21 protein-coding genes and 1 pseudogene are annotated in these 21,836 nt (G+C 71.6%); 11 read left to right on the top strand and 11 right to left on the bottom strand.

The annotated features are described in order from the left end of the window. Nucleotides 1-12: 12 nt before the first annotated feature. From KIH74_RS28460 to KIH74_RS28440, 5 genes and pseudogenes are all read right to left on the bottom strand, one after another. Entirely contained in the window at nt 13-924 is a 912-nt protein-coding gene (locus KIH74_RS28460) for an ABC transporter permease (RefSeq protein WP_214159450.1), read from the bottom strand. Between the two features lie 287 nt (nt 925-1,211). Continuing rightward, nucleotides 1,212-2,024 carry an HpcH/HpaI aldolase family protein gene (locus KIH74_RS28455; RefSeq protein WP_214159449.1) on the bottom strand — a complete coding sequence of 271 codons (813 nt, stop codon included), beginning with the start codon at nt 2,022-2,024 and terminating at the stop codon, nt 1,212-1,214. After that, nucleotides 2,009-2,794, bottom strand: a complete 786-nt coding sequence (hpaH, locus tag KIH74_RS28450) for a 2-oxo-hept-4-ene-1,7-dioate hydratase (protein WP_214159448.1) — start codon at nt 2,792-2,794, stop codon at nt 2,009-2,011. The genes KIH74_RS28455 and hpaH overlap by 16 nt, the downstream gene beginning before the upstream one ends. Next, complete coding sequence (locus KIH74_RS28445; protein WP_214159447.1) at nt 2,795-3,493, bottom strand: GntR family transcriptional regulator; 699 nt, start codon at nt 3,491-3,493, stop codon at nt 2,795-2,797. It abuts the gene before it with no gap. Next, a pseudogene (locus KIH74_RS28440) lies at nt 3,490-4,209 on the bottom strand (RraA family protein); the annotation flags it as partial. The pseudogene KIH74_RS28440 and the gene KIH74_RS28445, both read right to left, overlap by 4 nt. 26 nt (nt 4,210-4,235) lie before the next feature. On the opposite strand from KIH74_RS28440, the gene KIH74_RS28435 reads away from it, so the two are divergent. Next, nucleotides 4,236-4,886 carry a GntR family transcriptional regulator gene (locus KIH74_RS28435; protein WP_214159445.1) on the top strand — a complete coding sequence of 217 codons (651 nt, stop codon included), beginning with the start codon at nt 4,236-4,238 and terminating at the stop codon, nt 4,884-4,886. Here the strand turns inward: KIH74_RS28435 and KIH74_RS28430 are convergent. Both KIH74_RS28430 and KIH74_RS28425 read right to left on the bottom strand, forming a co-directional pair. Continuing rightward, the gene (locus KIH74_RS28430) at nt 4,876-6,168 is read right to left on the bottom strand and encodes a DUF3500 domain-containing protein (protein WP_214159444.1); all 1,293 of its coding nucleotides are present in this window, start codon (nt 6,166-6,168) and stop codon (nt 4,876-4,878) included. The two genes, KIH74_RS28435 and KIH74_RS28430, sit on opposite strands and share 11 nt — an antisense overlap. After that, on the bottom strand, nt 6,168-7,217 hold the full coding sequence (locus KIH74_RS28425) for an amidohydrolase family protein (RefSeq protein ID WP_214159443.1): 1,050 nt from the start codon (nt 7,215-7,217) through the stop codon (nt 6,168-6,170). Before KIH74_RS28425 ends, KIH74_RS28430 begins: the two co-directional genes overlap by 1 nt. 221 nt (nt 7,218-7,438) lie before the next feature. Between KIH74_RS28425 and KIH74_RS28420 the strand changes: the two genes are divergently transcribed. The 10 genes from KIH74_RS28420 to KIH74_RS28375 all read left to right on the top strand — a co-directional run bounded on the left by KIH74_RS28420 (nt 7,439) and on the right by KIH74_RS28375 (nt 16,665). Then, the gene (locus tag KIH74_RS28420; RefSeq protein ID WP_214159442.1) at nt 7,439-8,710 is read left to right on the top strand and encodes an FAD-dependent monooxygenase; all 1,272 of its coding nucleotides are present in this window, start codon (nt 7,439-7,441) and stop codon (nt 8,708-8,710) included. Then, nucleotides 8,707-9,186, top strand: coding sequence for a nuclear transport factor 2 family protein (locus KIH74_RS28415; protein WP_214159441.1), 480 nt, complete (start codon nt 8,707-8,709; stop codon nt 9,184-9,186). Before KIH74_RS28420 ends, KIH74_RS28415 begins: the two co-directional genes overlap by 4 nt. Beyond that, a complete protein-coding gene (locus KIH74_RS28410; protein ID WP_214159440.1) occupies nt 9,183-10,049 on the top strand; it encodes a fumarylacetoacetate hydrolase family protein in 867 nt (288 codons plus the stop codon). Before KIH74_RS28415 ends, KIH74_RS28410 begins: the two co-directional genes overlap by 4 nt. Beyond that, nucleotides 10,050-10,448 (top strand): RidA family protein, encoded by a 399-nt coding sequence (locus KIH74_RS28405; RefSeq protein ID WP_214159439.1) that lies wholly within the window; start codon nt 10,050-10,052, stop codon nt 10,446-10,448. A 42-nt stretch (nt 10,449-10,490) separates the two neighbouring features. Next, the gene (locus tag KIH74_RS28400; protein ID WP_214159438.1) at nt 10,491-11,675 is read left to right on the top strand and encodes a DUF3500 domain-containing protein; all 1,185 of its coding nucleotides are present in this window, start codon (nt 10,491-10,493) and stop codon (nt 11,673-11,675) included. Between the two features lie 51 nt (nt 11,676-11,726). After that, nucleotides 11,727-12,611 (top strand): LysR family transcriptional regulator, encoded by an 885-nt coding sequence (locus KIH74_RS28395; RefSeq protein ID WP_214159437.1) that lies wholly within the window; start codon nt 11,727-11,729, stop codon nt 12,609-12,611. Between the two features lie 96 nt (nt 12,612-12,707). Continuing rightward, the gene (locus KIH74_RS28390; protein WP_214159436.1) at nt 12,708-13,616 is read left to right on the top strand and encodes an aldo/keto reductase; all 909 of its coding nucleotides are present in this window, start codon (nt 12,708-12,710) and stop codon (nt 13,614-13,616) included. A 59-nt stretch (nt 13,617-13,675) separates the two neighbouring features. After that, nucleotides 13,676-14,980 (top strand): MFS transporter, encoded by a 1,305-nt coding sequence (locus KIH74_RS28385; RefSeq protein ID WP_214159435.1) that lies wholly within the window; start codon nt 13,676-13,678, stop codon nt 14,978-14,980. A 12-nt stretch (nt 14,981-14,992) separates the two neighbouring features. Then, nucleotides 14,993-16,084, top strand: coding sequence for an alpha/beta hydrolase family protein (locus tag KIH74_RS28380; protein ID WP_214159434.1), 1,092 nt, complete (start codon nt 14,993-14,995; stop codon nt 16,082-16,084). A 20-nt stretch (nt 16,085-16,104) separates the two neighbouring features. Beyond that, on the top strand, nt 16,105-16,665 hold the full coding sequence (locus KIH74_RS28375) for a carboxymuconolactone decarboxylase family protein (protein WP_214159433.1): 561 nt from the start codon (nt 16,105-16,107) through the stop codon (nt 16,663-16,665). A gap of 17 nt (nt 16,666-16,682) precedes the next feature. On the opposite strand, the gene lexA is transcribed toward KIH74_RS28375, so the two are convergent. The 4 genes from lexA to KIH74_RS28355 form a co-directional block, all read right to left on the bottom strand. Then, a complete protein-coding gene (gene lexA / locus KIH74_RS28370) occupies nt 16,683-17,324 on the bottom strand; it encodes a transcriptional repressor LexA (protein ID WP_308114025.1) in 642 nt (213 codons plus the stop codon). 28 nt (nt 17,325-17,352) lie between these two features. After that, a complete protein-coding gene (locus tag KIH74_RS28365) occupies nt 17,353-18,321 on the bottom strand; it encodes an AraC family transcriptional regulator (RefSeq protein ID WP_214159432.1) in 969 nt (322 codons plus the stop codon). A gap of 241 nt (nt 18,322-18,562) precedes the next feature. Continuing rightward, nucleotides 18,563-20,332, bottom strand: coding sequence for a CocE/NonD family hydrolase (locus KIH74_RS28360; RefSeq protein WP_246573303.1), 1,770 nt, complete (start codon nt 20,330-20,332; stop codon nt 18,563-18,565). A gap of 133 nt (nt 20,333-20,465) precedes the next feature. Next, nucleotides 20,466-21,422: a toast rack family protein gene (locus KIH74_RS28355; RefSeq protein ID WP_214159430.1), complete on the bottom strand. Its 957-nt coding sequence runs from the start codon at nt 21,420-21,422 to the stop codon at nt 20,466-20,468. Nucleotides 21,423-21,836 lie beyond the last annotated feature (414 nt).

Here is a 21,836-nt window from a genome sequence, read left to right as displayed (position 1 = left end):
CCCGGGTGGTGGTCAGGAGGAGCGTGAGTGCAGGACCGTGGAGAGGCTGACGGCGACGATCAGCACCCCGCCGTAGAAGACGTTGCTGACCCAGCCGGCCACCCCCATCAGCTGGAGCCCGAGGATGCCGGTGGCGAGGAAGTAGACGGCGATCCAGGTGCCCAGCGGGTTGAACCGGCCCGGCAGCAGGATCGCGGTGCCGAGGAAGGTGGCGGCGAAGGTGGGCAGCAGGTAGCTCTGCGACACCGACGGGTCGAAACCACCGGTGGAGGCCGCCGAGAGCACCCCGCCGACGCCGCACACGGTGCCGGCCGCCACGAACGAGCCGAACCGCACCCGGCTCACCCGCACCCCGGCCAGCCGGCTGACCTCACGGTTGGCGGCCACGAAGCGCATGTTGCGCCCGAGCGGGGTCAGGTGCAGCAGATAGGCGAAACCCAGGATCAGCAGCAGGCCCTCGTAGAAGCTCAGGGGCAGCCCGGCCACCGGTTGCAGGGCGATGCGGGAGAAGCCCGGGTCGATGCCGCTGACCGGGAGCAGGTCGGTCATCCACAGCGCGCCGCCGAGCAGGAAGGTGCCCATGCCCAGCGTCACCACGATCACGTTGACGCCGAAACGCACCACCAGCAGGCCGTTCACGGCTCCACAGACAGCTCCGAGGACGACGGCCGCCAGGCTCGCGGCCCAGACGTTCCAGCCGTGCTCGACCGTGAGCACGGTCATCGTGACGGCGGTGAGACCGAACACCGAGGCGACGGACAGGTCGACGAACTCGCCCACGCAGATGGTGCACATCAGGGCGACGGTGAGGAAGACCAGGGCCTGCTGGCTGCCGAAGATGGTCTGGAAGGTGCCGGTGGTGAGGAAGACACCGGGTTCCCGCACGCCGTAGACGACGATGAGGGCGAGCCAGACGATGATCACGGCGCCCCGGGCGCCGTATCCGCTCAGAGTCTGGAAAACACTGTCTCCCTTTGGGTTACGGATTCCCGGCTGATCGGGTTCGGGGCCGGTGTTCCGCGGCGTGGTGCCGGGGGGCGGGGCGGATGCACGCAACACGGTGGGATACCTCCTGGATCGCAACGGTCTTCATTGACGTGGCGTCGTGATGCGGCAACGGTCGCCGACCGGGGCACGGTCGTCCACACCGCGGCGGCGCAGTCACCGAAATCAATGCATGCACGTCCCGGCGGCTGCCGGGGGTGATGCGGTCAGTAGCCCGGGCGGGTGGTGACGCCGCCGGGCAGGAAACGGCCCGCGAGCGCCTCGGCGCCCCGGGCGAGCAGGGCGACGTCGGCGCCGACCAGCACGAACGAGGCGCCGTCGGCCAGATAGGCGTCGGCCACGGCCGGGTCGAAGGCGTTCACCCCGAAGGGTTTTCCGGCCTCCTTCGCCCCGGCGAAGACGCGCCGCACGGCGGCGACGACGTCCGGATGGGTCTGCTGCCCGATCAGGCCCATCGACGCGGCCAGGTCGGAGGGACCGGCGAACACCCCGTCCACGCCGTCGACGGCCGCGATCGCGGCGGCGTCGCCGACGGCGTCGAGGGTCTCGATCTGCACCAGCACCGACACGTGGTCCGCGGCGGCGGTGAGGTAGTCGCCGATCCGGTTCCAGCGGGCCGAGCGGGCCAGGGCGGAGCCGACGCCGCGCCGGCCCCGGGGCGGATAGTGCGCGGCCTGTACCACGGCCTGTGCCTCGGGCTCCGAGCCGACCATCGGCACCAGGATCGTGCGGGCCCCCAGGTCGAGCACCTGCTTGATGACGACCGGGTCGGCGGAGGGGACGCGCACCACCGGGGTGACCGGGTAGGCGGCGACGGCCTGCACCTGGGCGAGCACCGACTCCAGGCCGTTGGGTGCGTGTTCCATGTCGATGAGCAGCCAGTCCAGGCCGCCGCCGGCGCAGATCTCGGCCACCAGCGGGCTGCCGCTGCACACCCACATCCCGGCCAGCGGCCGGTCCGCGGCGGCGAGCGTCTCCCGCAGGGTCGGGCCGGGCACCGGGTTCAGGCGAAACGGCATGTGATCGTTCCCATCGGGCCGTAGTCGCACAGCACGCTGTCGCCGCGCGAGATCCACATCGGCCGGGTGAACGACCCGGCCAGGACGAGTTCGCCGGCCTCCAGCCGGTCGCCGTGCCGGTGCAGCTTGTTCGCCAGCCAGGCCACCCCGGCCGCCGGGTGGTTCAGCACGGCCGCGGCCACGCCGCTGTCCTCGATCGTCTGGTTGCGGTAGAGCAGGGCCGAGACCCACCGCAGGTCAGTGTCTTCCGGGCGGGTGGGGTTGCCGCCGGTGACGATGCCGCCGTAGGCGGCGTTGTCGGCGATGGTGTCCACGATCGTCCGTCCGGCGAGTTCGATGTGGGAGTTGAGGATCTCCAGGGCGGGCACCACGTAGCGGGTGGCGGCCAGCACGTCGGGCAGGGTGCAGTGCGGGCCCTCCAACGGGGCGCCGAGCAGGAACGCCAGTTCCACCTCCACGCGCACGTTGGAGAAGGCGTCGAACGGGATGACGGAACCGTTGTCCCACACGGTGTCGTCGAGAATGACGCCGTAGTCGGGTTCGGTGATGCCGGTGGCCTCCTGCATGGCCCGGGAGGTCAGCCCGATCTTGCGGCCGGTCAGGCGACGTCCGTCGTCCATACGCCTTTTTCGCCACCGGCGCTGGATCGCGTACGCGTCCTCCACCGTGGCTTCCGGATGGCGCTCGGTGATCCTGGGTACGGTGGTGCGGGTCTCGTGGGCCTGAGCCAGTTCCCGCGCGAGCGCATCGAGGGTGTCGTCGGACAGCATTCACGCTCCTGCGGGTAGGGGCGGGTCGCACGGACCGGCCTCGGGGTGACGGACCGCCAGGTCGGCGGGGAGCGAGCCGGTGCGGTGCCGGCGCACGGCGGCCTCGATCCGGGTGGCCGTGGCACCGTTCTCGATCAGGTCGATGAGGTCGTCGTGCTCGGCCACCGTGGCCGACGCACGGCCGGGCACGATGCCGGAGGCGGAGTCGCGCAGGTGTCCCAGGCGGGCCCACTCGGACGCGACGACCTCCAGCAGCCGGGGATTGGGGCAGGGCGCGTACAGGGTGCGGTGCAGTTCCTGGTTCACCGTGCGGAACACCCGCGGGTCGAGGTCCGGAAGGCCCTGGCGCACCATGTCGTTCAGCTCCCGGGCGCGGGCCAGGTCGGCCGGTGTCAGCAGCGGCGCGGCCAGGGCGGTGGCCGCGCCCTCGACGACGCTGATCGTCTGGAGGGCGAACCGGTACTGGGCGTCGTCGAGCAGGGCGACGCGGGCGCCGACGTTTCGCTCGAACGAGACGAGTCCCTCGGCGGTCAGGGCCCGTACGGCCTCGCGCACGGGGACGACGCTCATCGAGAGCTCGGCCGCCAGGGAGCTGAGCACCAGCCGGTACCCGGGCCCGAACGCGCCGGTCGCGATCCGCTCACGCAGCCACAGGTAGGCGGTCTGCGACTTGCTGAGATCCCCGGCGGAGACGGTCACGGCCTGTCCTCGTCACGGGCCCCGTCACGGGCCTCGGACCGGGCCTCGAACCGGGCCCGCCAGGTGGCGTCCATCGGGAACAGGCCGTGCACCGGATGTCCCTCGCCCACCCGTGCGGCGATCCAGGCGTCCTCGTCCTCCTGGGCGAGCGCCGCGTCCACGATCCCGGCCGCCAGGGCCGGCGGGACGACGACGATCCCGTCGGCGTCGCCGACGATCACGTCACCGGGCTGGACGGTGGCGCCGCCGCAGGCGATCGTGAGGTCGGTGTCCCAGGGCACGTGCCGGCGCCCGAGCACCGCCGGGTGGGTGCCCAGACAGTGCACCGGCAGGCCGGTCGCGGCCACCGCCGCGGCGTCGCGCACGCCGCCGTCGGTGACGATCCCGGACGCCCCGCGCACCTGGGCGCGCAGGGCCAGGACGTCGCCCAGGGTCGCCGCCCCCGGCTCACCGCGGGCCTCCACGACGATCACCTCGCCCCGCCCGACCGTGTCGAACAGGCGCTTCTGTGCGTTGTACCCGCCGCCGTGGGCGGTGAACAGGTCCTCGCGGTGCGGCACGAACCGCAGGGTGCGGGCCGTGCCGACGATCTTGGTGCCGGGCACCAGCTGGCGCAGCCCGTCGATCGCCACGTCGTTCAGGCCCTGCCTGCGCAGCTGTGCCGACAACGCGGCGACGGGGGTGCGCAGCAGCTTCTGCCGCAGTTCGGGGGTCACGACGTCCTCTCAGTAGGATTCGGGCCATGTCCACCAAGGCCGAGCAGGCGTTCCAGGTCCTCAAGGAGCGGATCATGGACGGCACCTACGGGCCCGGTCACCGCCTGGTCATCGATCAGCTCGTGCGCGAGCACGAGATCAGCGCCGGCCCCTGGCGCGAGTCGCTGCGGCGCCTGGAGGCCGAGGGCTGGGTGGAGATGGTGCCGAACGTCGGGGCCCTGGTGCGCACCTTCGACACGAACGCCTGGCAGCAGGGCCTGAGTCTGCTGGCCCGGATCGGCGGTTACGCCACCGCCCTGTCGGCCCCGCACCTGACCGCCACCGACCTGGCCGACGCGCGCACGCTGAACCAGCAGATGGCCCAGGCCCTGGCCGGTTTCGACCCGGCCCGGTTCGGCCGCCTGAACCGGGAGTTCCACGAGCTGCTGGCCTCCCGGGCCGGTGACGAGCGGCTGGTCGCGATGGTGCGGGCCGAGTGGGCCCGGCTGGAGGTGATCCGCAAGTCCGCGTTCTGGTACGCGCCGGGCCGGGCGGAGGCCTCGCTGGCCGAGCACGACGCGCTGCTCGGCCTGATCGAGTCCGGCGCCCCGGCCGACGCCATCGAGACCGAGGCCCGCCGGCACGAGCTGCGCACCGTCGAGGCCGTCACCCGGTACGAGGCGGGGCTCAGCCACTGAACCGCGCCCGGCCGAGCAGGGCCCGCCCGTAGTCGTTGCCGTTGGGGTGACGCAGCGTGGTGTGCACGTGGAACCGGGCCGGCAGCCGGTTGCCGAGCCACACCCCGGCATGGTGGTCGAGCTCGGCCAGGATCACCGGGCTGTGCACCCGCAGGTAGAAGGGTTGCGATCCGTCCGTGGCGCCGTACCACGCCAGCCAGGTCTCCCCCAGGTGCGCGTCGTACTCGGCGAGCGTCACGGCCCGCTGCGGCGGCTTGAGCAGCAGCAGGAAGTCCTCGACGATCTCCCGCAGCAGCGCCTGCCGGCCCGGGTCCAGACGCGAGACCTCCAGGCCCTCGTAGGGCACCACCCGGTTGTCGCGGAAGGCTCCGGCGACGTGCCGCTCGTCCGCCGGATGCAGGCGTCCCTCCGGCATTTTCGGGTCGAGCACGGACTCGTAGACCACCGCCTGGGCCCGCTGGGCGGTGTCGAGCGAGCCCGCCAGACGCAGGGCGAGGCGCTCCCGGTGCGCGAACAGCGGCGGGCTGCCGGGCGCGCCGTCCGGCTCGGCGCCGAGGAACACCGGCGCGATCACCTGGCGACCGCCCACCGCGACGAAGCTGACCGCCACGTGGTGCCCGAACAGCTGCCAGCCCCAGGGGTTCGCCGGGTCCGGCGACCCGAAGAGCGAGAACCAGTAGCTGCGCTCGTTCATCACGGCCGGCAGATCGACCAGCCGGCCGAGAACCCCGTTGAGCTCCATGGCCGCGGTGACGCGATCGTATCCCTCAGGGCTCAGGGACGCCCGGAGCACCCCGAGGATCGCGGAGGACTTCGCGGGGGTCAGGTTCTCCAGGCGCAGGCCCACCCGGTGCACCACGAACTCCGGGTTGCTCCAGGCTCTCCAGAGCGGGTCGTCCAGCGAGTGGCTCACGGCCTGGCGTTCCGCCGGGGTGAGCGTGGCCAGCAGGCGTTCCGCGGCCCGGTACGGTTCCGGGTCGGGTTCCAGATCCGCTGGTGCGTAGAGGTTCTCCCGCACCAAGCCGTCGGAGGTGATGCCCCGGAACGGCTCGTCGTACAGCCCGCGCCAGACGGCGAGCAGGTCCCGCAGGAACGGTGCGCGATAGCGGTCGGCGGTGAACTCCTCGTACGACATCCCGCGCACATCAGCGAGTTTCGGGTCGTCGTGATCGAGGAGAAAGGCGGTGTAGTCGGTGTCGGGCAGCTCGACGGCCTGGTCCCGGCCGGCCACCCGGGCCGTGGAGAAGAATCCGTCGATGTCCTGGTCGTTGCGGCCGGTCATCAGATCGGCAGGTTGAACAGCCGCTTGGCGTTGCCCGACAGCACGAGTTCGCGCTCCTCGTCGGTGATCTCGAGGGTGTTCCGGACGAAGTCGACACCCTGGCTCATCCAGCCGTAGAACACCGGGAACGACGAGCCGAACATGTAGTGGTCGGCACCGCTGACCTTGATCGCGCACTCCACCTGGTCCTTGCCCCAGGAGTGCGGGTGGGTCAGGTCGAAGAAGACGTTGTTCTCCAGGTAGCCGCGGATCTTCTCGCCGCCGGTCGGGTCCAGCCGGGTGATGGCCTCCTTCTTGGTGGAGGCGTGCGGGGTGAGCAGGGCGGCGTTGGCGAACCAGTTGCCGCCCAGCATGGTGTGGACGAACCGCAGGCCGGGCATCCGGTCGAACATGCCGCTGAACAGCTCGCGGCCCACGGCGGTGGCCTGGTCGGTGATCCGGCCGAACTCGCGCCGCAGGTTGGTGTAGTCGATCACCGACCGCCACTCCACCGGCAGCGGCGTGTGGTGCACGATGACCGGCACGTCGAGCTTCTCGATCACCTTCAGGTAGGGCTCGAACACCGGGTCGTCGAGGTAGAGCTGCCCGTAGTGGCAGGCCAGCTGCACACCGACCGCCCCGAGCTCCTTCACGCAGCGCTCGAGCTCGTAGATGTTCTCCTTGCCGCCCCACGGCGGCACGCAGGCGGTGGAGAACAGCCGCCCCTCCGAACGCTCCACGATCTGCGCGGCGTTGTCGTTGACCGCCCGGCAGGTCTCCAGGCCCAGCCACTCCTGCCAGACCGGTACCCGCATCACGCCGTAGTCGACGCCCGCCTCGTCCATCGCCTTGAGCTTGGCCTCGGCGCTGTAGTCGCCCTCGACGTAGTTCAGGTTCTGGTAACCGGCGGGCTTCTCCAGAATGAGCTGCTTGCGGCCGTCGTCCAGCTCGGCGATCCGGGCGATCTCCCCGAAGCCGCGCGGCGCGCTGTCCAGAAAACCGTTGAGGATCGCCGGGTTCGAGAACAGGTCCTCGGGCAGGTGATGGATGTTGATGTCGACCACGGTCATGGCTGAATCCTTCTCGTCATTGAATCGGTTCGCGCCCCGGCCGCAGCCGGATCGTGTACGAAATCTGATACGAAGCTAAGGGCCGTCCGGCCCTATCGCAAGAGATTTCATGTTTGAAATCGTAAATGATTTCCTCTACGGTCGATCGTGGCGACGTCGCTACCCGGTGCGTCGCGACTCCGCGCCCGACCAGCGCCTCCGGCGCCCGGGGAAGGACACTGATGACCACCACCCCCCTCGACATCGCGATCATCGGCGCCGGACCGGCCGGCCTGACCGCCGCACTCCGTCTGCACCAGAAGGGTTTCCGCCCTCGAATCTACGAGACCGTGCCGGAACTGCGGCCCCTCGGCGTGGGCATCGACGTGAAGGTCTACGGCAGCAGGGAAATCGAAGAGCTGGGCCTGCTGGAGGAGTTCCGGGCGATCTCCGTGGACGCCCGCGAGTCGATCTTCTACAACAAGTACGGCCAGGAGATCTACGCCGAGCTGTGCGGCGTGCACATGGGCTACCTGCACGAGCAGCGCTTCGTGCACCGCGGCTACCTCCAGATGCTGCTCTACCGAACGGTTCTCGAACGGCTGGGCGAGGACGCCGTGGTCAGCGGGGTGCGCTGCACCGGTTACACCAACCACGACGACCGGGTGACGCTGCACCTCGACGGTGCTCCCGACGTGACCGCCGACCTGGCGATCGCCGCGGACGGCATCAAGTCGGCCGTCCGGCAGCAGATGCACCCGGAACACTCCGAACCGGTCTACTCCGGGATCACGATGTGGCGCGGCACCACCCTGATGGAGCCGTTCGGCAGCGGCGGCACCATCCTGCACATCGGCGCCCCGCAGAGCTCCAGCATGATCGTGTACCCGATCGCGAACGACTTCGAGGGCACCGGAAAGGTTCTGGTGAACTGGGTGGTCGAGGCGATGCGCGACGAGACGGTCGAGGACTGGAACCAGCGCGGCACCGTCGAGGAGATCCTGCCCTACTACGAGCAGTGCGAGATCGTGCACCTGGACGTGCGGCAGATGCTGCGCGACGCCCGTGAGGTGTACCTGTTCCCGCTGATCCGGCACGAGCCGCTGGACAACTGGATCGACGGGCGGATGGTCCTGATCGGCGACGCCGCCCACGCCATGTACCCGCGCGGCGGCAACGGCGCCTGCCAGGCGATCGTCGACGGCGGCGCCCTGGCCCACCACCTCGCTGCCGGCGGCGACGTGGACGCGGCGCTGCGGGCCTTCCAGGAGCAGCGGCTGAAGGCGGTGAACGGCATGGTGATGGCGCACCGCGGCGAGGGTTACGAGGTGATCCGCCGGATGGTCGAGGACCGCACCGGCGGCGAGATGTTCACCGACATCGAGCAGGTGCTGCCGCTGGCCGAGGCCGACGCCATCTTCAGCAAGTACCACTCGATGGTCGGCCAGCCCCGCCCCGGCCACGAGGCCGGCGAGGCGACCGGTTTCCGCACGGCGAATGTGGGACGACGATGAGCCGCTCCCCCGTCACCGTCGCCGTCGGCGCCACCCGGGACGCCATCCTCCAGGTCGAGAAGCGCCGCTGCGAGGCCCTGATCGCCGGCGACCTGGCCACGCTGGAGGACCTGTACGACGACTCGCTCGTGCACACCCACGCCCCCGGCCTGACCCATGACAAGGCCCAGCTGCTCGAGCACGTGGCGATCCGCCGGGCCTACCGTGAGATCACCCGCGGCGAGCTGACCATCCGCCTGATCGGCGACGTGGCGATCGTGACCGGCCGGATCACCAACCGGCTGGCCGGCCCGGACGGCGGTGAACGGGTGCTGGCGGGCCCGGCCATCCAGGTGCTGCGCCTGTGCGACGACGGGGCCTGGCGGTTCGTCAGCTTCCAGATGACCACCGACGGGGAGCTCGCCTTCCCGCCGACCGAGGCGGAGAAGGCCGGCCTGGCCGGCACGTCGATCCGGCAGAGGGGCGAGAAGGCATGAGGATCGCGCGTTTCCGGATCGGTGACGGCCCGGCCCGGCTCGGGCGCGTGGACGGTGCTGCTGGCGGCACCGACGTCTCCGTCACCGACGTCTCCGGGGATGTCGGCACGTCGCTGCGGGCGATCCTGCCCGAGCTGCCCTCGCTGACCGAGCGGATCGGCGCGGTCACCGGGCCTTCGTACCCGCTGGCCGAGGTGACGCTGCTGGCCCCGGTGGACGACCCGCAGAAGTACCTGGGCATCGGCATGAACTACCGCGAGCACGCCGAGGAGGCCCGGCAGGCCGGCATTCCCGTGCCCACCAGCCAGCTCTGGTTCAACAAGCAGGTCTCCTGCATCGGCGGGCCGCGCGACGACGTGGTGAAACCCGGCCTGTCCGACGAACTCGACTACGAGATCGAGCTCGGCGTGGTGATCGGGCGCCGCTGCAAGAACGTCCCGGCCACCGCGGCCCGCTCGGTGATCGCCGGGTACCTGGTGGCGAACGACTTCTCGGTGCGCGACTGGCTGATGAAGCGCTCCCCCACCTTCACCCTGGGCAAGTCGTTCGACACCCACGGCCCGATCGGTCCCTGGCTGACCACCGACGACGAGATCGACGACCCGCTGGCCCTGCGGATGCGGCTCACCGTGAACGGCGAGGTGCGCCAGGACTGGCCGACCAGCGACATGATCTACGACATCTACGAGCAGATCGCCTATCTGTCCCAGGTGTTCACGCTGATGCCGGGTGACGTGCTGGCCACCGGGACGCCCTCCGGCATCGGTGCGCCGACCGGGAACTTCCTGCGGCCCGGCGACCTGGTGCGGGCCGAGATCGAGCAGCTGGGCGCCCTGGAGAACCGCGTCGTGGCGGAGGACTGAGTGGACTCCCGGCGGGTCAGCGTCGAGCTGGAGACGTTCGGGCACAGCAACCCGATCCCCGTGGCCAGCCGGATCGGCCCGTTCCTCGCCTCCGGCGCGATCACCGGCCGCGACCCGGTCACCCGGCAGATGCCGCCCGGCCTGGACCAGCAGTGCGCCAACGTGTTCACGCACGTGCGGGCGCTGCTGGCGGCGGCCGGGGCGGACCCCGGCGACATCCTCAAGATGACCTTCCACCTGGCCGACCCGGGCGACCGCGCGGCGCTGAACCGGGAGTGGCTGGCGATGTTCCCCGACCCGGCCGACCGCCCGGCCCGGCAGGCCGTCGCCGCCCGGCTGGAGCCTCCCGCGCTGGTGCACTGCGACCTGTTCGCCGTGATCCACCCCGGCGCCGGCTGACCGGCCCCGACCCGACCCGACCTGACCCGACGGAGGAAGACCGTGCCCGAGCTACCGGTGATGACCTACGAGGCCCCGCGCACCATCAAGCGCATGCTGTTCGCCACCTGGGCCCTGCTCGACTCGCTGAGCCCGGAACTGCGCTCCCGCATGCACATCCCGGAGATGAGCGACCCGCGGCGCGAGGACTGGGACTTCATCCCCAAACCCGACCGGACGGGCGTCCCGGTGACCCAGCTGGTGGGCCATCAGCGCACGCTCGCGCACACGCTGCTCGCCTCCGGGCTGAGCGTGCGCGGCTACAGCCAGGCACTGGCGGTGATGGCCACCGAGAACATCCTGCGCGAACTGGAACAGATCGAGAGGGGTTTCGGGGTTCTGGGTGGCGACTTCCGCAACCCGGACGGCTACTGGTTCACCGTGTTCGGGCGTCCCGGGTTCGAGGACACCTGGGGCTGGCGGGTGATCGGGCACCACCTGTCGCTGAGCTTCACCGTGGTGGCCCAGCGCCACCTGACCGTCACCCCGCTGGCGATGGGCGCCATGCCGATCCCCGCCGGGGTGCTCGATCCGCTGGGTGAGCACGGCCGCGCGGCCCTGGACCTCCTGCACTCCCTGCCGGCGGACCTGCGCGGGCAGGCGATCATCCACGACGTCGCCCCGGCCGACTTCGTCACCCGCCAGGTGCCCCGGGTGGGAGCCGAAGAGCGTTCCGACAACGTCGATCTCGGCATCGTCGGCTACGAGATCAGTGACGACGACCGGGCCCGGCTGCGGTTCGTCCGGGCCGCGCCGTCCGGGGTCAGCGGCGCCGACCTGGACCGGGACCAGCTCGCCGCGGTGCGCGAGCTGCTGCTGCGCTACGTCGGCACCGGCCCGGAGGAGATCACCGCGCAGTACCGCGAGCAGGTCCTGCGCGAGCACCCCGCCACACTGCGCTTCGCCTGGGCCGGCGGCACCGGCGCCGACACCGCCCACTACTACCGGGTGTCCACCGCGCACCTGCTGGTCGAGGCCGACAACGCGGTGGCGGCCGGGCAGCACGTGCACACCGTGTGGCGCGACCTGGACAACGACCTCGGGCACGACCTGCTGCTCGACCACTACGCCCGGCACGGCCGGCACGGCGAGCACCTGAACCGGCGCCTGGTGTCCGACCGGCCCACCCCGGACAGCCCGCTGCGCGAGCCCGGCTGGTACCCGAAACAGGCGTACGTGAAGCACTAGACGGCCGGGCCGCCCCTACGATGGGCCTCCCCCGACGGCGAAGGAGGCTCGGTGCAGATCGATCACCTGGACGAGTTCATCGACCTCGCCCGCACCCTGAGCTACGCCGAGACCGCCGGGCGGTTCCTGATCAGCGAGTCGTCGCTGTCGCGGCACATCCAGGCGCTGGAACGCGAGCTGGGGGCCGAGGTGTTCGAGCGCACCGCCCGGCGGGTGCGGCTGACCGCCGCCGGCGAGGCCGTGCTGCCGTACGCCCGCACGATGGTGAGCACCTGGCAGGACTGCCGCCGGCAGGTCAGCCACGACCTGCGGCAGACCCGGCAGACGGTGGTGCTGGCCTCCAGCTACTACGTGAACGACCTGGTGGCCCGGTTCAGCGTGGCGCACCAGGAGATCGTCGTGCAGCAGGAACAGCGCGGTGACGCCACCGCCCAGCTGCGCGAGCAGCTCGACGCCGGCGAGTGTCACTTCATGATCACGATCGACGACCCAGGACCGGCCGCCGACCTGGAGCAGGTCGTGATCGCCGAGGACCGCTACGAGGCGGTGCTGCCGGACGGGCACCGGCTGGCCGGGGCCGGTCAGGTGGCGGTGGCCGACCTGGAGAACGAGCCGTTCATCTCGTTCCGGACCGGCAGTCAGGGCGATCTGGCCATCCGGCGGATCTGCCGGGCGGCGGGCTTCGAGCCGGGCATCCTGTTCTCCGCCGACGTGGGCACCACCGTGGCGCAGTTCGTGCACGAGGGCCTGGGCGTCAGCATCCTCCAGGCCGGGACCCTGGCCAAGCTGCCCGCGGCGCACGTGGTGCACGTGCCCCTGCACCCGGCGCAGACGTTCCGGGTGCGGATGTGCTGGAGACGCTCGATGCCGCTGACCCCGGCGGCGCGCACCTTCCTGGAGTTCGTGCGGGCGCACACCGGCGCAGCGAATCCCTGATCCCTCGCCATCCCGCGCCGGAGCGTTCCGGATCCTGCATCGCTCCTGGTGAAAGTAGGTTTGCTCAGGCACCGGCGGGGGCCGGAGCATCCTCGTGTGAGCAACGAAGCCGCACCATCGTCCCCCGCCACCGTGCTGGGATCACCCCGGATCGTGCTGGGCGGCGCCTTCGGCGCGGAGCCGGAGCAGCTGACCCGCGAGCGGCTCGACGCCTTCCACGCCGGCGGCGGCCGGTTCGTCGAGACGGCCGTCAGCTACCTGGGCGGCCGCGCTCTGGCCGCCGTCGGCGCCTGGCTGGCCCGGTCGCCGGGCGCCCTCGACACCGTGGTCAAGATCGGCCACGGTGACCGGGGCGTCGACCTGCCGCTGTCGCCGGAGGTGGTCGGGCGCGAGCTGGACCGGGCCCGCGAGGTGCTCGGTGTGGACACCGTCGGCGTGGCCGTCCTGCACAACGACGACCCGGCCCGCCCGGTGGAGGAGATCGCCGACACCGTCGCGGCCCTGGTCTCGACCGGCCGGGCCGGTGCCGTGGGAGCGTCGAACTGGCCGCCCGGGCGCCTGGTGGCCCTCGCCGGGATGATGCGTGAGCGCGGGCACGAGCTGCTCGCCAGCTACCACCGCAGCCTCGCGGTGCCCGACCCGGCCAGGTTCAACGGCAGCACGCTGCCGGGCGACGGGCCGCTGTTCGACGCCGTGGACGCCGCCGGGCTGGCGCTGCTGAGCTGGTCGGCGAACGCCGGTGGCTACTTCGCCCGCCCGGACGAGGACACCGGCGTCCTCAGCCCGTTCGACGCGCCGCTCTCGCGGCAGCGCCGGCAGCGCTGCCGGGAGCTGGCCGCACAGCTGGGCACCGACCCCTCGTCGATCGCCCTGGCCTGGGTGCTGGCCCGGCCCCGCACCTGGGCCTCGGTGGGCCCGGGCACCCCCGACCGCGTGCGGCAGGCCCTGGCCGCCGCCCGCCTGGAACTGACCGCGGCACAGGCCATCTGGCTGAGCAACGGCTGATCTCTCTCCCCCACGACCCCCGCAGGACCTCCGCTTCAACGACGAAACGAGGCACCCCCGTGCAGATCCACGACCCCCTCCCCCTGGGCAGCGACAGCAGAACCGGCACCGGCGAGGACCCACCGGACCGGATGACCGGAAAGCAGTGGCTCGTCATCATTCTGGCCAGCATGGCCTCCTTCCTCGACGGCGGCGCCATGGGCGCGACCGCCACCACCCTGGCCGTGTTCAAGACCGGCTTCGGTCTGTCCGACACCACGCTCGGCGTGCTGGTGGCCGTCGGCCCGGTGGGCCTGGGCTGCGGTGTCGGCGCGCTGATCGGCGGCCGGCTCGGCGACCGGCTGGGCCGCAAGCGCATCTACAAGTGGGACCTGCTGGTGTTCGCCCTCGGCGCGCTGATCGTGGCCGCCTCGCAGAACCCGGCGATGCTGCTGATCGGCGCGGCCGTGCTGGGGCTCGGTGTGGGCGCCGACATCCCGACGTCGCTGGCCCTGGTCAGCGAGACCGCACCGGCCCGGATCCGCGGCAAGATGGTCGGTTTCACCATGGTGACCAGCTCGATCGGGCCGCTGGTGGTCATCTTCACCGCGTTCGCCGTGTCACCGCTGGGCCTGGCCGGGGCCCGGATCGTGTTCGCCCTGCTGCTGGTGATCGCTCTCGTCACCTGGGCGATGCGGCAGGGCATGGCCGAGTCGGTGCGCTGGAGAACGGCGGTGGAGTCCGGGATCTCGGCCGATGCCGCGCAGCTGTTCCGCGGTGCCAACCTGAAGGCGTTCGTCTGGACCGCGATGCTGTTCGTGCTCTTCGTCATCCCGGCCTCCACCGGGGGCACGTTCACCCCTTACATCACCCGTGCCCTCGGCATCGCCTCGCAGGCCCAGAGCGTGATGTTCTCGGCCGTCAGCATCGCCTCCACGATGATCGGCTCGTTCGTGTTCATGCGGTTCGTCGACCGCACCGGGCGGCACCGGCGCATCGTCTGGAGCGTCGGCGTCGTGCTGGAACTCGCCGCCTACCTGGCCTTCCTGCTGCTGCCGTTCAGCGCGTTCACGGTGGTGTTCAACACCCTGGCGTTCGGCATCGGCGCCGGGCTGGCCGGTGAGGGCATGTACAAGCTGTTCTCGCAGGAGCTGTTCCCGACCATGCTGCGCTCCAGCGCACAGGGTTTCACCTATTTCGCGGCCCGGGTGACCGCCTCGCTGTGGGGGCTGCTGGTGCCCGTGCTGCTGTCGGCCTCGGGCATCACCGTCATCTCGGCCGTGCTGGTCGCCGCGATCGCGGTGATGGGGGTGATCGGGTTCTTCATGCCGGCCACCACCGGAAGATCGCTCGAAGACATCGAACTGGAGCGCAACAGCGCCTGAAAGGACTGTCCCATGGTTCAGTACCTGCCCACCGGCCCGCCCGCCGGAGGCCACGCCTTCGCCTTCGCCCTGCCGGGTTTCGACCACGACGCCTGGAACACCTCCCGGGCCGCCCGCGCCGTCGAGCTGATGCAGGCGCCCTACCGCGAGCACCCGGACGACGGGACGCACCCCGACGTGATCGCCTACTGGGCGCGCCGCGGCGTGCACAAGGAGGTGTTCGGCGCCGGAACCCCCGGTGAGTACGCCGTTCTGGCGCCGTCCACGATGGACAGCACCCAGCTGTACCCCCTGGTGTACGTGTCGCACGGCGGCGGCGACCCGATCAACAAGGCCGAGACGACGGGGTTCGGCGCCCTGGTGGGGCGCGAGCAGCTCATCGCCGTCTTCCCGTGGAACGGTGGACGCTCGAACGACGACGTGGAACGCGAGTTCCCGCGCATCCTGGGCGAACTGGAGCGGCGTGGCTATCCGGTCGACCGCGAGCGGATCTACGCGACCGGTTTCTCGGCCGGGTCGGACGCCACCGGCGTGCTGGCGTGCGTGTACCCCGACGTGCTGGCCGCGGTGGCCCCCTGCCCGGCGGGCAACCTGTTCGCCAAGGGCCGCTGGTTCGGCGACCCGGAGTCCTACCGGCGCAACGCGGGCGTCCGTCTGCCGTTCGTCGCCGTGGCCGGAACCATGGACGGCGGTGACCGTTACCCGCTGGAGGCCGCGGAGCACCTGGAGAACTTCTCCATCTGGATGCGCGAGATCGTGCACGTCCCCGGCTTCACCGCGGTGACGCTCGAGGAGTCCCGGCGGCTGGTGACCGGCGACGACGAGACCTCCCGGGCCTTCGGCCTGCCGTTCCACCGGACGTTCTCGACGATGCTCGAAGACGTGCGGTGGCTGTTCGGCGACTACCTCGACGAGGCGGGCCGGCCGGTGGCGCGGTTCGTGACCGGGGTCGGGCTGCCGCACGTACAGACCGCGGTGCAGGCCCCACTGGTCTGGGACTTCCTCAAGCACTTCCGCCGGGACACCGCCACCGGCGCCAGTATTCGCGTTCCGGTGGTGGTGACCGGGGTCGACCCGGTCGCCCGCCGCGACGCCCTCGTCTGATCCGCACCGACAGGAGAACCATGCGCAAGCTCGACGTCACCGAACTCGACGACCGCGGTTCCGCGCTGCGCGACCGCATCCTGGGCCCGGGCACCGTCCCGCCGCCACCGTTCTGGATCTGGTCGCAGAACATGGACTGCGCCGAGGTGGTGGAGCCCCTGGGCGACTACTGCCGCAACCGCACCCACCTGCCGCCCGGCCTGTGGGAACTGACCGTGCTGGTCGTGGCACGTCACCACCGCTCGCCGTTCGCCTGGTACGCGCACTACGAGGACGCGGTGGCCGGGGGCGTGCCCCGGGAGTGCCTGGACCGGCTGGCCACGGGCCAGGACCCGGCCTTCACCGATCCGGCCGTCGAGCTGGCACACCGGGTGATGACGACCCTGCTGGTGCGTCATCACCTGCCGGAACCGCTGTTCGCCGAGGCGGTCTCGGCGTTCGGCCAGAGCGGGCTGATCGACCTGCTCGGCTGCATGGGCAGCTTCTCGATGAGCGCCTGGGCACTCAACGCGTTCCGGGTGGGCCTGGACGACGGGGACGACGCCAGGGCCTGGCCGTTCCCCGACACCGAGCCGTTCTGACGTCACCCGCCGGCGGATCAGGTGCGGCGCAGCACCGTGACCACCTTGCCGAGGATGACGGCGTGGTCGCCGTCGATCTGCGGGTAGGCCGGGTTGCGGGGCTCCAGCACCACGTGCCCGTCGCGCCGGCGGAACACCTTGACGGTGGCCTCGTCGTCGATCATGGCGGCGACGATGTCACCGTTGTAAGCGTCCGGCTGCTGCTTGACCACCACCAGGTCGCCGTCGCAGATCGCGGCGTCGATCATCGAGTCGCCGCGCACCCGCAGGCCGAACAGGGTGCCCCGGCCGACCAGGTCGCGGGGCAGGGCGAGCACCTCGTCGGAGGTCTCCAGCGCCGGGATCGGGGTGCCGGCGGCGATGTCGCCGAGCACCGGTACACCGATCGAGCCGGGCTCCGCACCGGCCTGCGGCGCCGGTTCGCCGGCCAGGAACATCCGCACGTCGACCGGGCGGGTGGCGCGGCCCCGGCGCAGGAAGCCGAGTTCTTCGAGCAGGCGCAGGTGCCGGCTGACGGTGGACGTGGAGCGCAGGCCCAGCGCATCGGCGATCTCCCGGGTGGAGGGCGAGTAGCCGTGCCGCAGAGCCGATTTCTGGATGAGACCGAGAATCTGGCGCTGGCGGTCGTTGAGTATCGAAGTGTCCAGTTCCTCCAGCACGCCTGGATTCTTTCAGATGCGCGAGTCCTCAGCCGATCAGGGTGGCGCGCGGGTGCACGTCGTAGGCCTGGCGATAGGCGGCGGCGAAGCGGCCCGGGTTGCCGAACCCCCAGCGCCGGGCGATGCCGGCCACGGTGTCGCCGTGGGCCGGGTCGGCGGCCTCCAGCTCGCGGTGCGCTCGCTCCAGCCGGATCCTGCGCAGGTATCCCATCGGGGTGCACCCGTGGTGCCGGGTGAACGCACTCTGGAGGGCGCGGGCGCTGATGCCGGCGGCCTCGGCGATCTGGGTCAGGGTGAGCGGCTGGTCGCTGTGCGCGTGCATGTGCGCCACCGCCCGGCGCAGGGTGGCCGGGCCGACCGCCCCCTCCCGGTGCGGGTGCCCGCCGGTCATCACGGTGTTCGGGAACACCGTGAGCGCCGCGGTGGTGAGGGTGCGCACCAGATGGGCCCGGATCAGCGGGCTGGCCAGCGACGACCCGGAGGCGATCGCCTCCCGGTAGGCGGTGCGCATCAGCTGGGCCCAGTAGCGCCCGGCCGTCGCGTCGACCGGCACGTTGTCGAGGAAGCGCACCTGTGCCGGGGCCCCGGCCGCGTCGGCGATGCCGGCCAGCGGCAGGTGCAGGGTGGCGAACGTGGAGTGCGGCGACCAGGTGGCGTGGGTGGCCTGCTCGGTGTCGCTGCGCCACACCCCGCCCGGGCCGATCGGGACGTCGGACAGGCCCGGCCGCTGCTGGCACATCGAGCCGCCGGTGACCAGCACGGTGGTGAAGGAACTCAGCGGCTCGGACACCGAACGGCCGGTGAAACCCCATTGCTGCACGCCGCAGGCCAGCTCACCGGCCTGCGCGCGGACCACCCGGAACCGGAAGTCCTGGTCGGCGGCGTCAAGATGCAGGCGGGTGCGGGCGAAGATCTGGCCGATGAGCTGACCGGCCACCTCCGGCCGGTCGGTGACCACCGACGACGTGCGCACCGGATCCCCGGCGGAATCTGCCATCCACGCCCCCAGCGCATCCCGTGATCTAACCGAGAGTCACTGTACAACCACGGACGGGAATGGCGCCGGGCGTCCCGGAAACGAACATCCGCGGACCGGTCATGGCACTCGGGGCCGCCGGTCCGGTAAGCCTGGGCCATCCGCCCACCCCCGGGCGGTTCACCTGATCTGTCGGGCCGCACCGCCCAGGACCCCCTCCGCCGGGAGGTGCGGCCCGACAGTCACCCCCGGCTCAGCCCGCTCACCCTCGGCCCAGCCGGAAGGTGCCCTCACCGATGCTGGTGACGGTCCGGGTGTACTGGCGCAGGTAGGTGTCGAGGTACGGCGAGCGGTCGCCCTGGGTGGGCCGGTCCGAGCGCGGGTTCTGGAGGTCCAGCGACAGCTTGGCCCGGGTCACCGCGACGGTGTTGCCGCTGGGGGTGTCCCACCAGCTGCCGCTGCCGATCGTGCCGATCTGGACGGCGAGCCGGTCCCCCTCGGCGAACGTCCAGTCGGTGGACTTCAGGTCGAAGCTCACCTGGCCGGCCCGCTCGATCAGCGCGACGTTCTCGTCGAACATCACCGCGGTACCGTCCGGCGCGACGTCCCACAGCCGCACCATCACGTTGCCGCTCGCCCCGGCGCGCAGCGAGATCCGCGGTGTGGCGGTGATCCGCACCGCCGAGGTGACAGGTTTCGACCAGGTCAGGTAGCTGTTGGTCGTGGCCTCCAGGGTGGACAGGCTCTTCGCGGCGGCCGGCGCGGGATCCTCGGCGTGCTCCATGTCCCACTGCTGACCCTCGGGTGCCGCGCGCGAGGCCAGGGTGGTGGCCGCGCCGTCGTCCAGGTAGCTGCCGTTCTCCAGGGCGGCAACGGTGGACGACGAGAGGGCCGGCCACGTCGCCTGCTCGCGCCACTGCCCGGTGCTGTCCTCGATGGCGTAGGCCGGGTCCTGCACCTGCGGTTTCGTGCCCTTCAGGTAGCGGTCGTAGAAGCGCATGACCTCGTCGAAGAAGCCCGCCCGGCCCTGGAGCAGCTGCCCCTGGCTGTTGGTCTCGTTACCGCGCACGTGTTCCCACTGCCCGAGCCAGCCGCGCTCCACGCCGCGGTGGTTGTCGAGGTACTGCTCCATGTCCTCGGGCTTGGTGTTGTTCTCGATGAAGCCCTGGGTGACGAACAGCGGGGTGTCGGTGCCGGCCGCGTCGGCCGCCAGGTCGCGGGCCCGCCAGTAGGACGAGTCCGGGTCGGGCTCGTCGTTGTTCGCCAGGTTGTCGGCCAGGCACTCCGGGTGGGTGCTCTCGTAGGCGGCGTTGGCCTGGTAGCGGGCGGTGTCGTCGGGCAGCGTGGGCATCGTGGCGATGCTGTTGTAGGCGTTCGGGGTGCCGGTGACGTTGGGCCGCGGGACGCCGTTGCTGAACAGGTAGTTGTACATGTCCCAGAGCGGTTCCTGGGCCACCACGGCCTTCAGGGCGGGCAGGTCCAGGTTGTTGCCGACCAGGCCGGTGACGGCGTCGTAGGACTTGCCGTACATCCCCACCCGGCCGGTGGACCAGCTCTGGCCGGCCGCCCACTGCACGGCGGCCTTCACGTCGGCCTGCTCACCGGGGCCCACCCAGTCGAGACAGCCCGTGCTGCCGCCGAATCCGCGCAGGTCGACCATCACGTAGGTGTAGCCGCGGGCGAACAGGCCGGTGCCGCTGGTGAAGTCCGCGAACCGGGCGGACGGCCCGGTCTGCGTGTAGCCCTCCGGGCCGGTCTGCCCGGTGTGCGAGAAGTACGGGCCGACGGCCAGGATCACCGGTGTCTTCGCCCGGGCCGGGAGCCCGGCCGGGCGCAGAACGTCGGCGTGCAACTGCACCCCGCTGCGGTCGGAGGAGGGGAAGTAGGCCTCGGTCCAGACCGCGCCCTCGGGGACCCGGGGGTTCTCCTCGTGGGTGATCCCCTGCTGAACGTCCTGCCGAACGTCCTGCTGGGCGGCCGCGTTCGCGGTCCCGCCCAGCGCGAGAGTGCCGATGGCGACCAGCGCGCCCATGACGGCGGCCGTCGTCCCCTTGCGTGTGCCCACCGGACCTCCCGGAGCGATGACGTGACGCTTCTGCCAGCGCACACGCTAACCCGGTAATGTCCTTTTTGTGAGTCTTGTGAGCTATCTCCCCCGTCGGGCCTCAGTCGCGGTGCTCCAGGTCGAGATTGCCGATGCCGGAGTCCAGCGCCACCTCGACCCGGTCCGAGGACTCCCACGCCGGCCGGTCGTCCGCCTCGTCCGGCGAGGTGAGCACCGTACCGGCGGCCAGGCCACCATGACCCACGCCGTCCAGGTCGGCGCTTCCGGCACCGCCCGAGAACGTCGCCCGGGCAGGCACTCCCGAGGGAACGGTCAGGTGCACCGTGCCCGCTCCGCCACCGATCCGGGTGCGCAGCAGGCCGTCCGGGTGCGGCAGGTCGGCGCGGATCGTCGACACGCCCTGCGACACGTCCAGCTCGCGCACCCGGCCCTCGTCCAGGTCGAGGGTGAGCAGCGAGGTGCCGCCGTCCACCGCGATGTCCCAGCGCACGTCGCGCGACAGGCGCACGGTCAGGTCGGTGCCGCCGCCACCGTCGGTGTCGGACTGCACGGTCGACACCGACACCTCGCCCGGTTGTGCCTGCCGCAGAACGGGAACGGCCCGCTGCGCCTCGGGCGTGGCGGCCCGCACCAGGTCCGCCCCCAGGTCGGAGGCGACCACCGTGAGCCGGTCGGTGCCTCCGCTGATCACCAGCCGGCCCTCCGACAGCCCGTCGGCGGCGAGGGTGGGCGTGTGGTCGGCGCCGTCCCGATCACGGGTGTCGGCGCCGTCGTGGTCGTCGTCGCGGTCACCGGTGTAGTGCACGATCAGCAGGGCCGCCAGCACCGCCCCGGCGATCGCGGCCACCACGCGCCCACCGGGCCAGCCGCCGTCGCGCCGGCCGGGTGTCGTGGGCGGCGGGGTTCCGGGCGGGGACGCCGGTGGGGGCGTCGGGGAGGACGTGCCGGCGGGCGCCTGTCCTGCCCCTCCCGGGGACACCTGCGAGGCGGGCTCGGGGGACGCCGGTGTCACCTGCGGGGTGGGTTGCGGGGTGGGTTGCGGAACATTGGTGGACACGTGCCGATGATCCAGCGACCGGCGGACGGCGACCACCCGAGATGCCCGGATCGAACCGTTCCGTCACCGGGTGTCACGGCCGCCCGGTGACGGAACGGCAGTCCCGGCCGGCCGCGTCGCACCACCGGGGTGATCACCCGGGCCGTCCGGCGCGGCAGCACCCTCCGGCCCACGGCATCACCGGGCCGCACCGGACCACCACTGAACTCCCGGCGAAAACCCCTGGTGAGCAACGAATGCAACCCAGGACGGGCGTCCCCGCACCGACCCGGCGCGCCCTGGTGACGGCCGGACGTGACGCGCGTCTCCCACCGGGTGGGCATCAGCCGCGCCGCCGGGACGCTCCGGTTCACGGCGCGTCAAGATTTTTGCAACCGGCTGCCCGTTCACTGTCCGTCCATGGCAGTGCTCCAG

This window comes from Kineosporia corallincola (assembly GCF_018499875.1).
Classification (GTDB): Bacteria; Actinomycetota; Actinomycetes; order Actinomycetales; family Kineosporiaceae; genus Kineosporia; species Kineosporia corallincola.
Note: the sequence above shows the minus strand (reverse complement) of the source record. Positions and strands in the feature narration are given on the sequence as shown.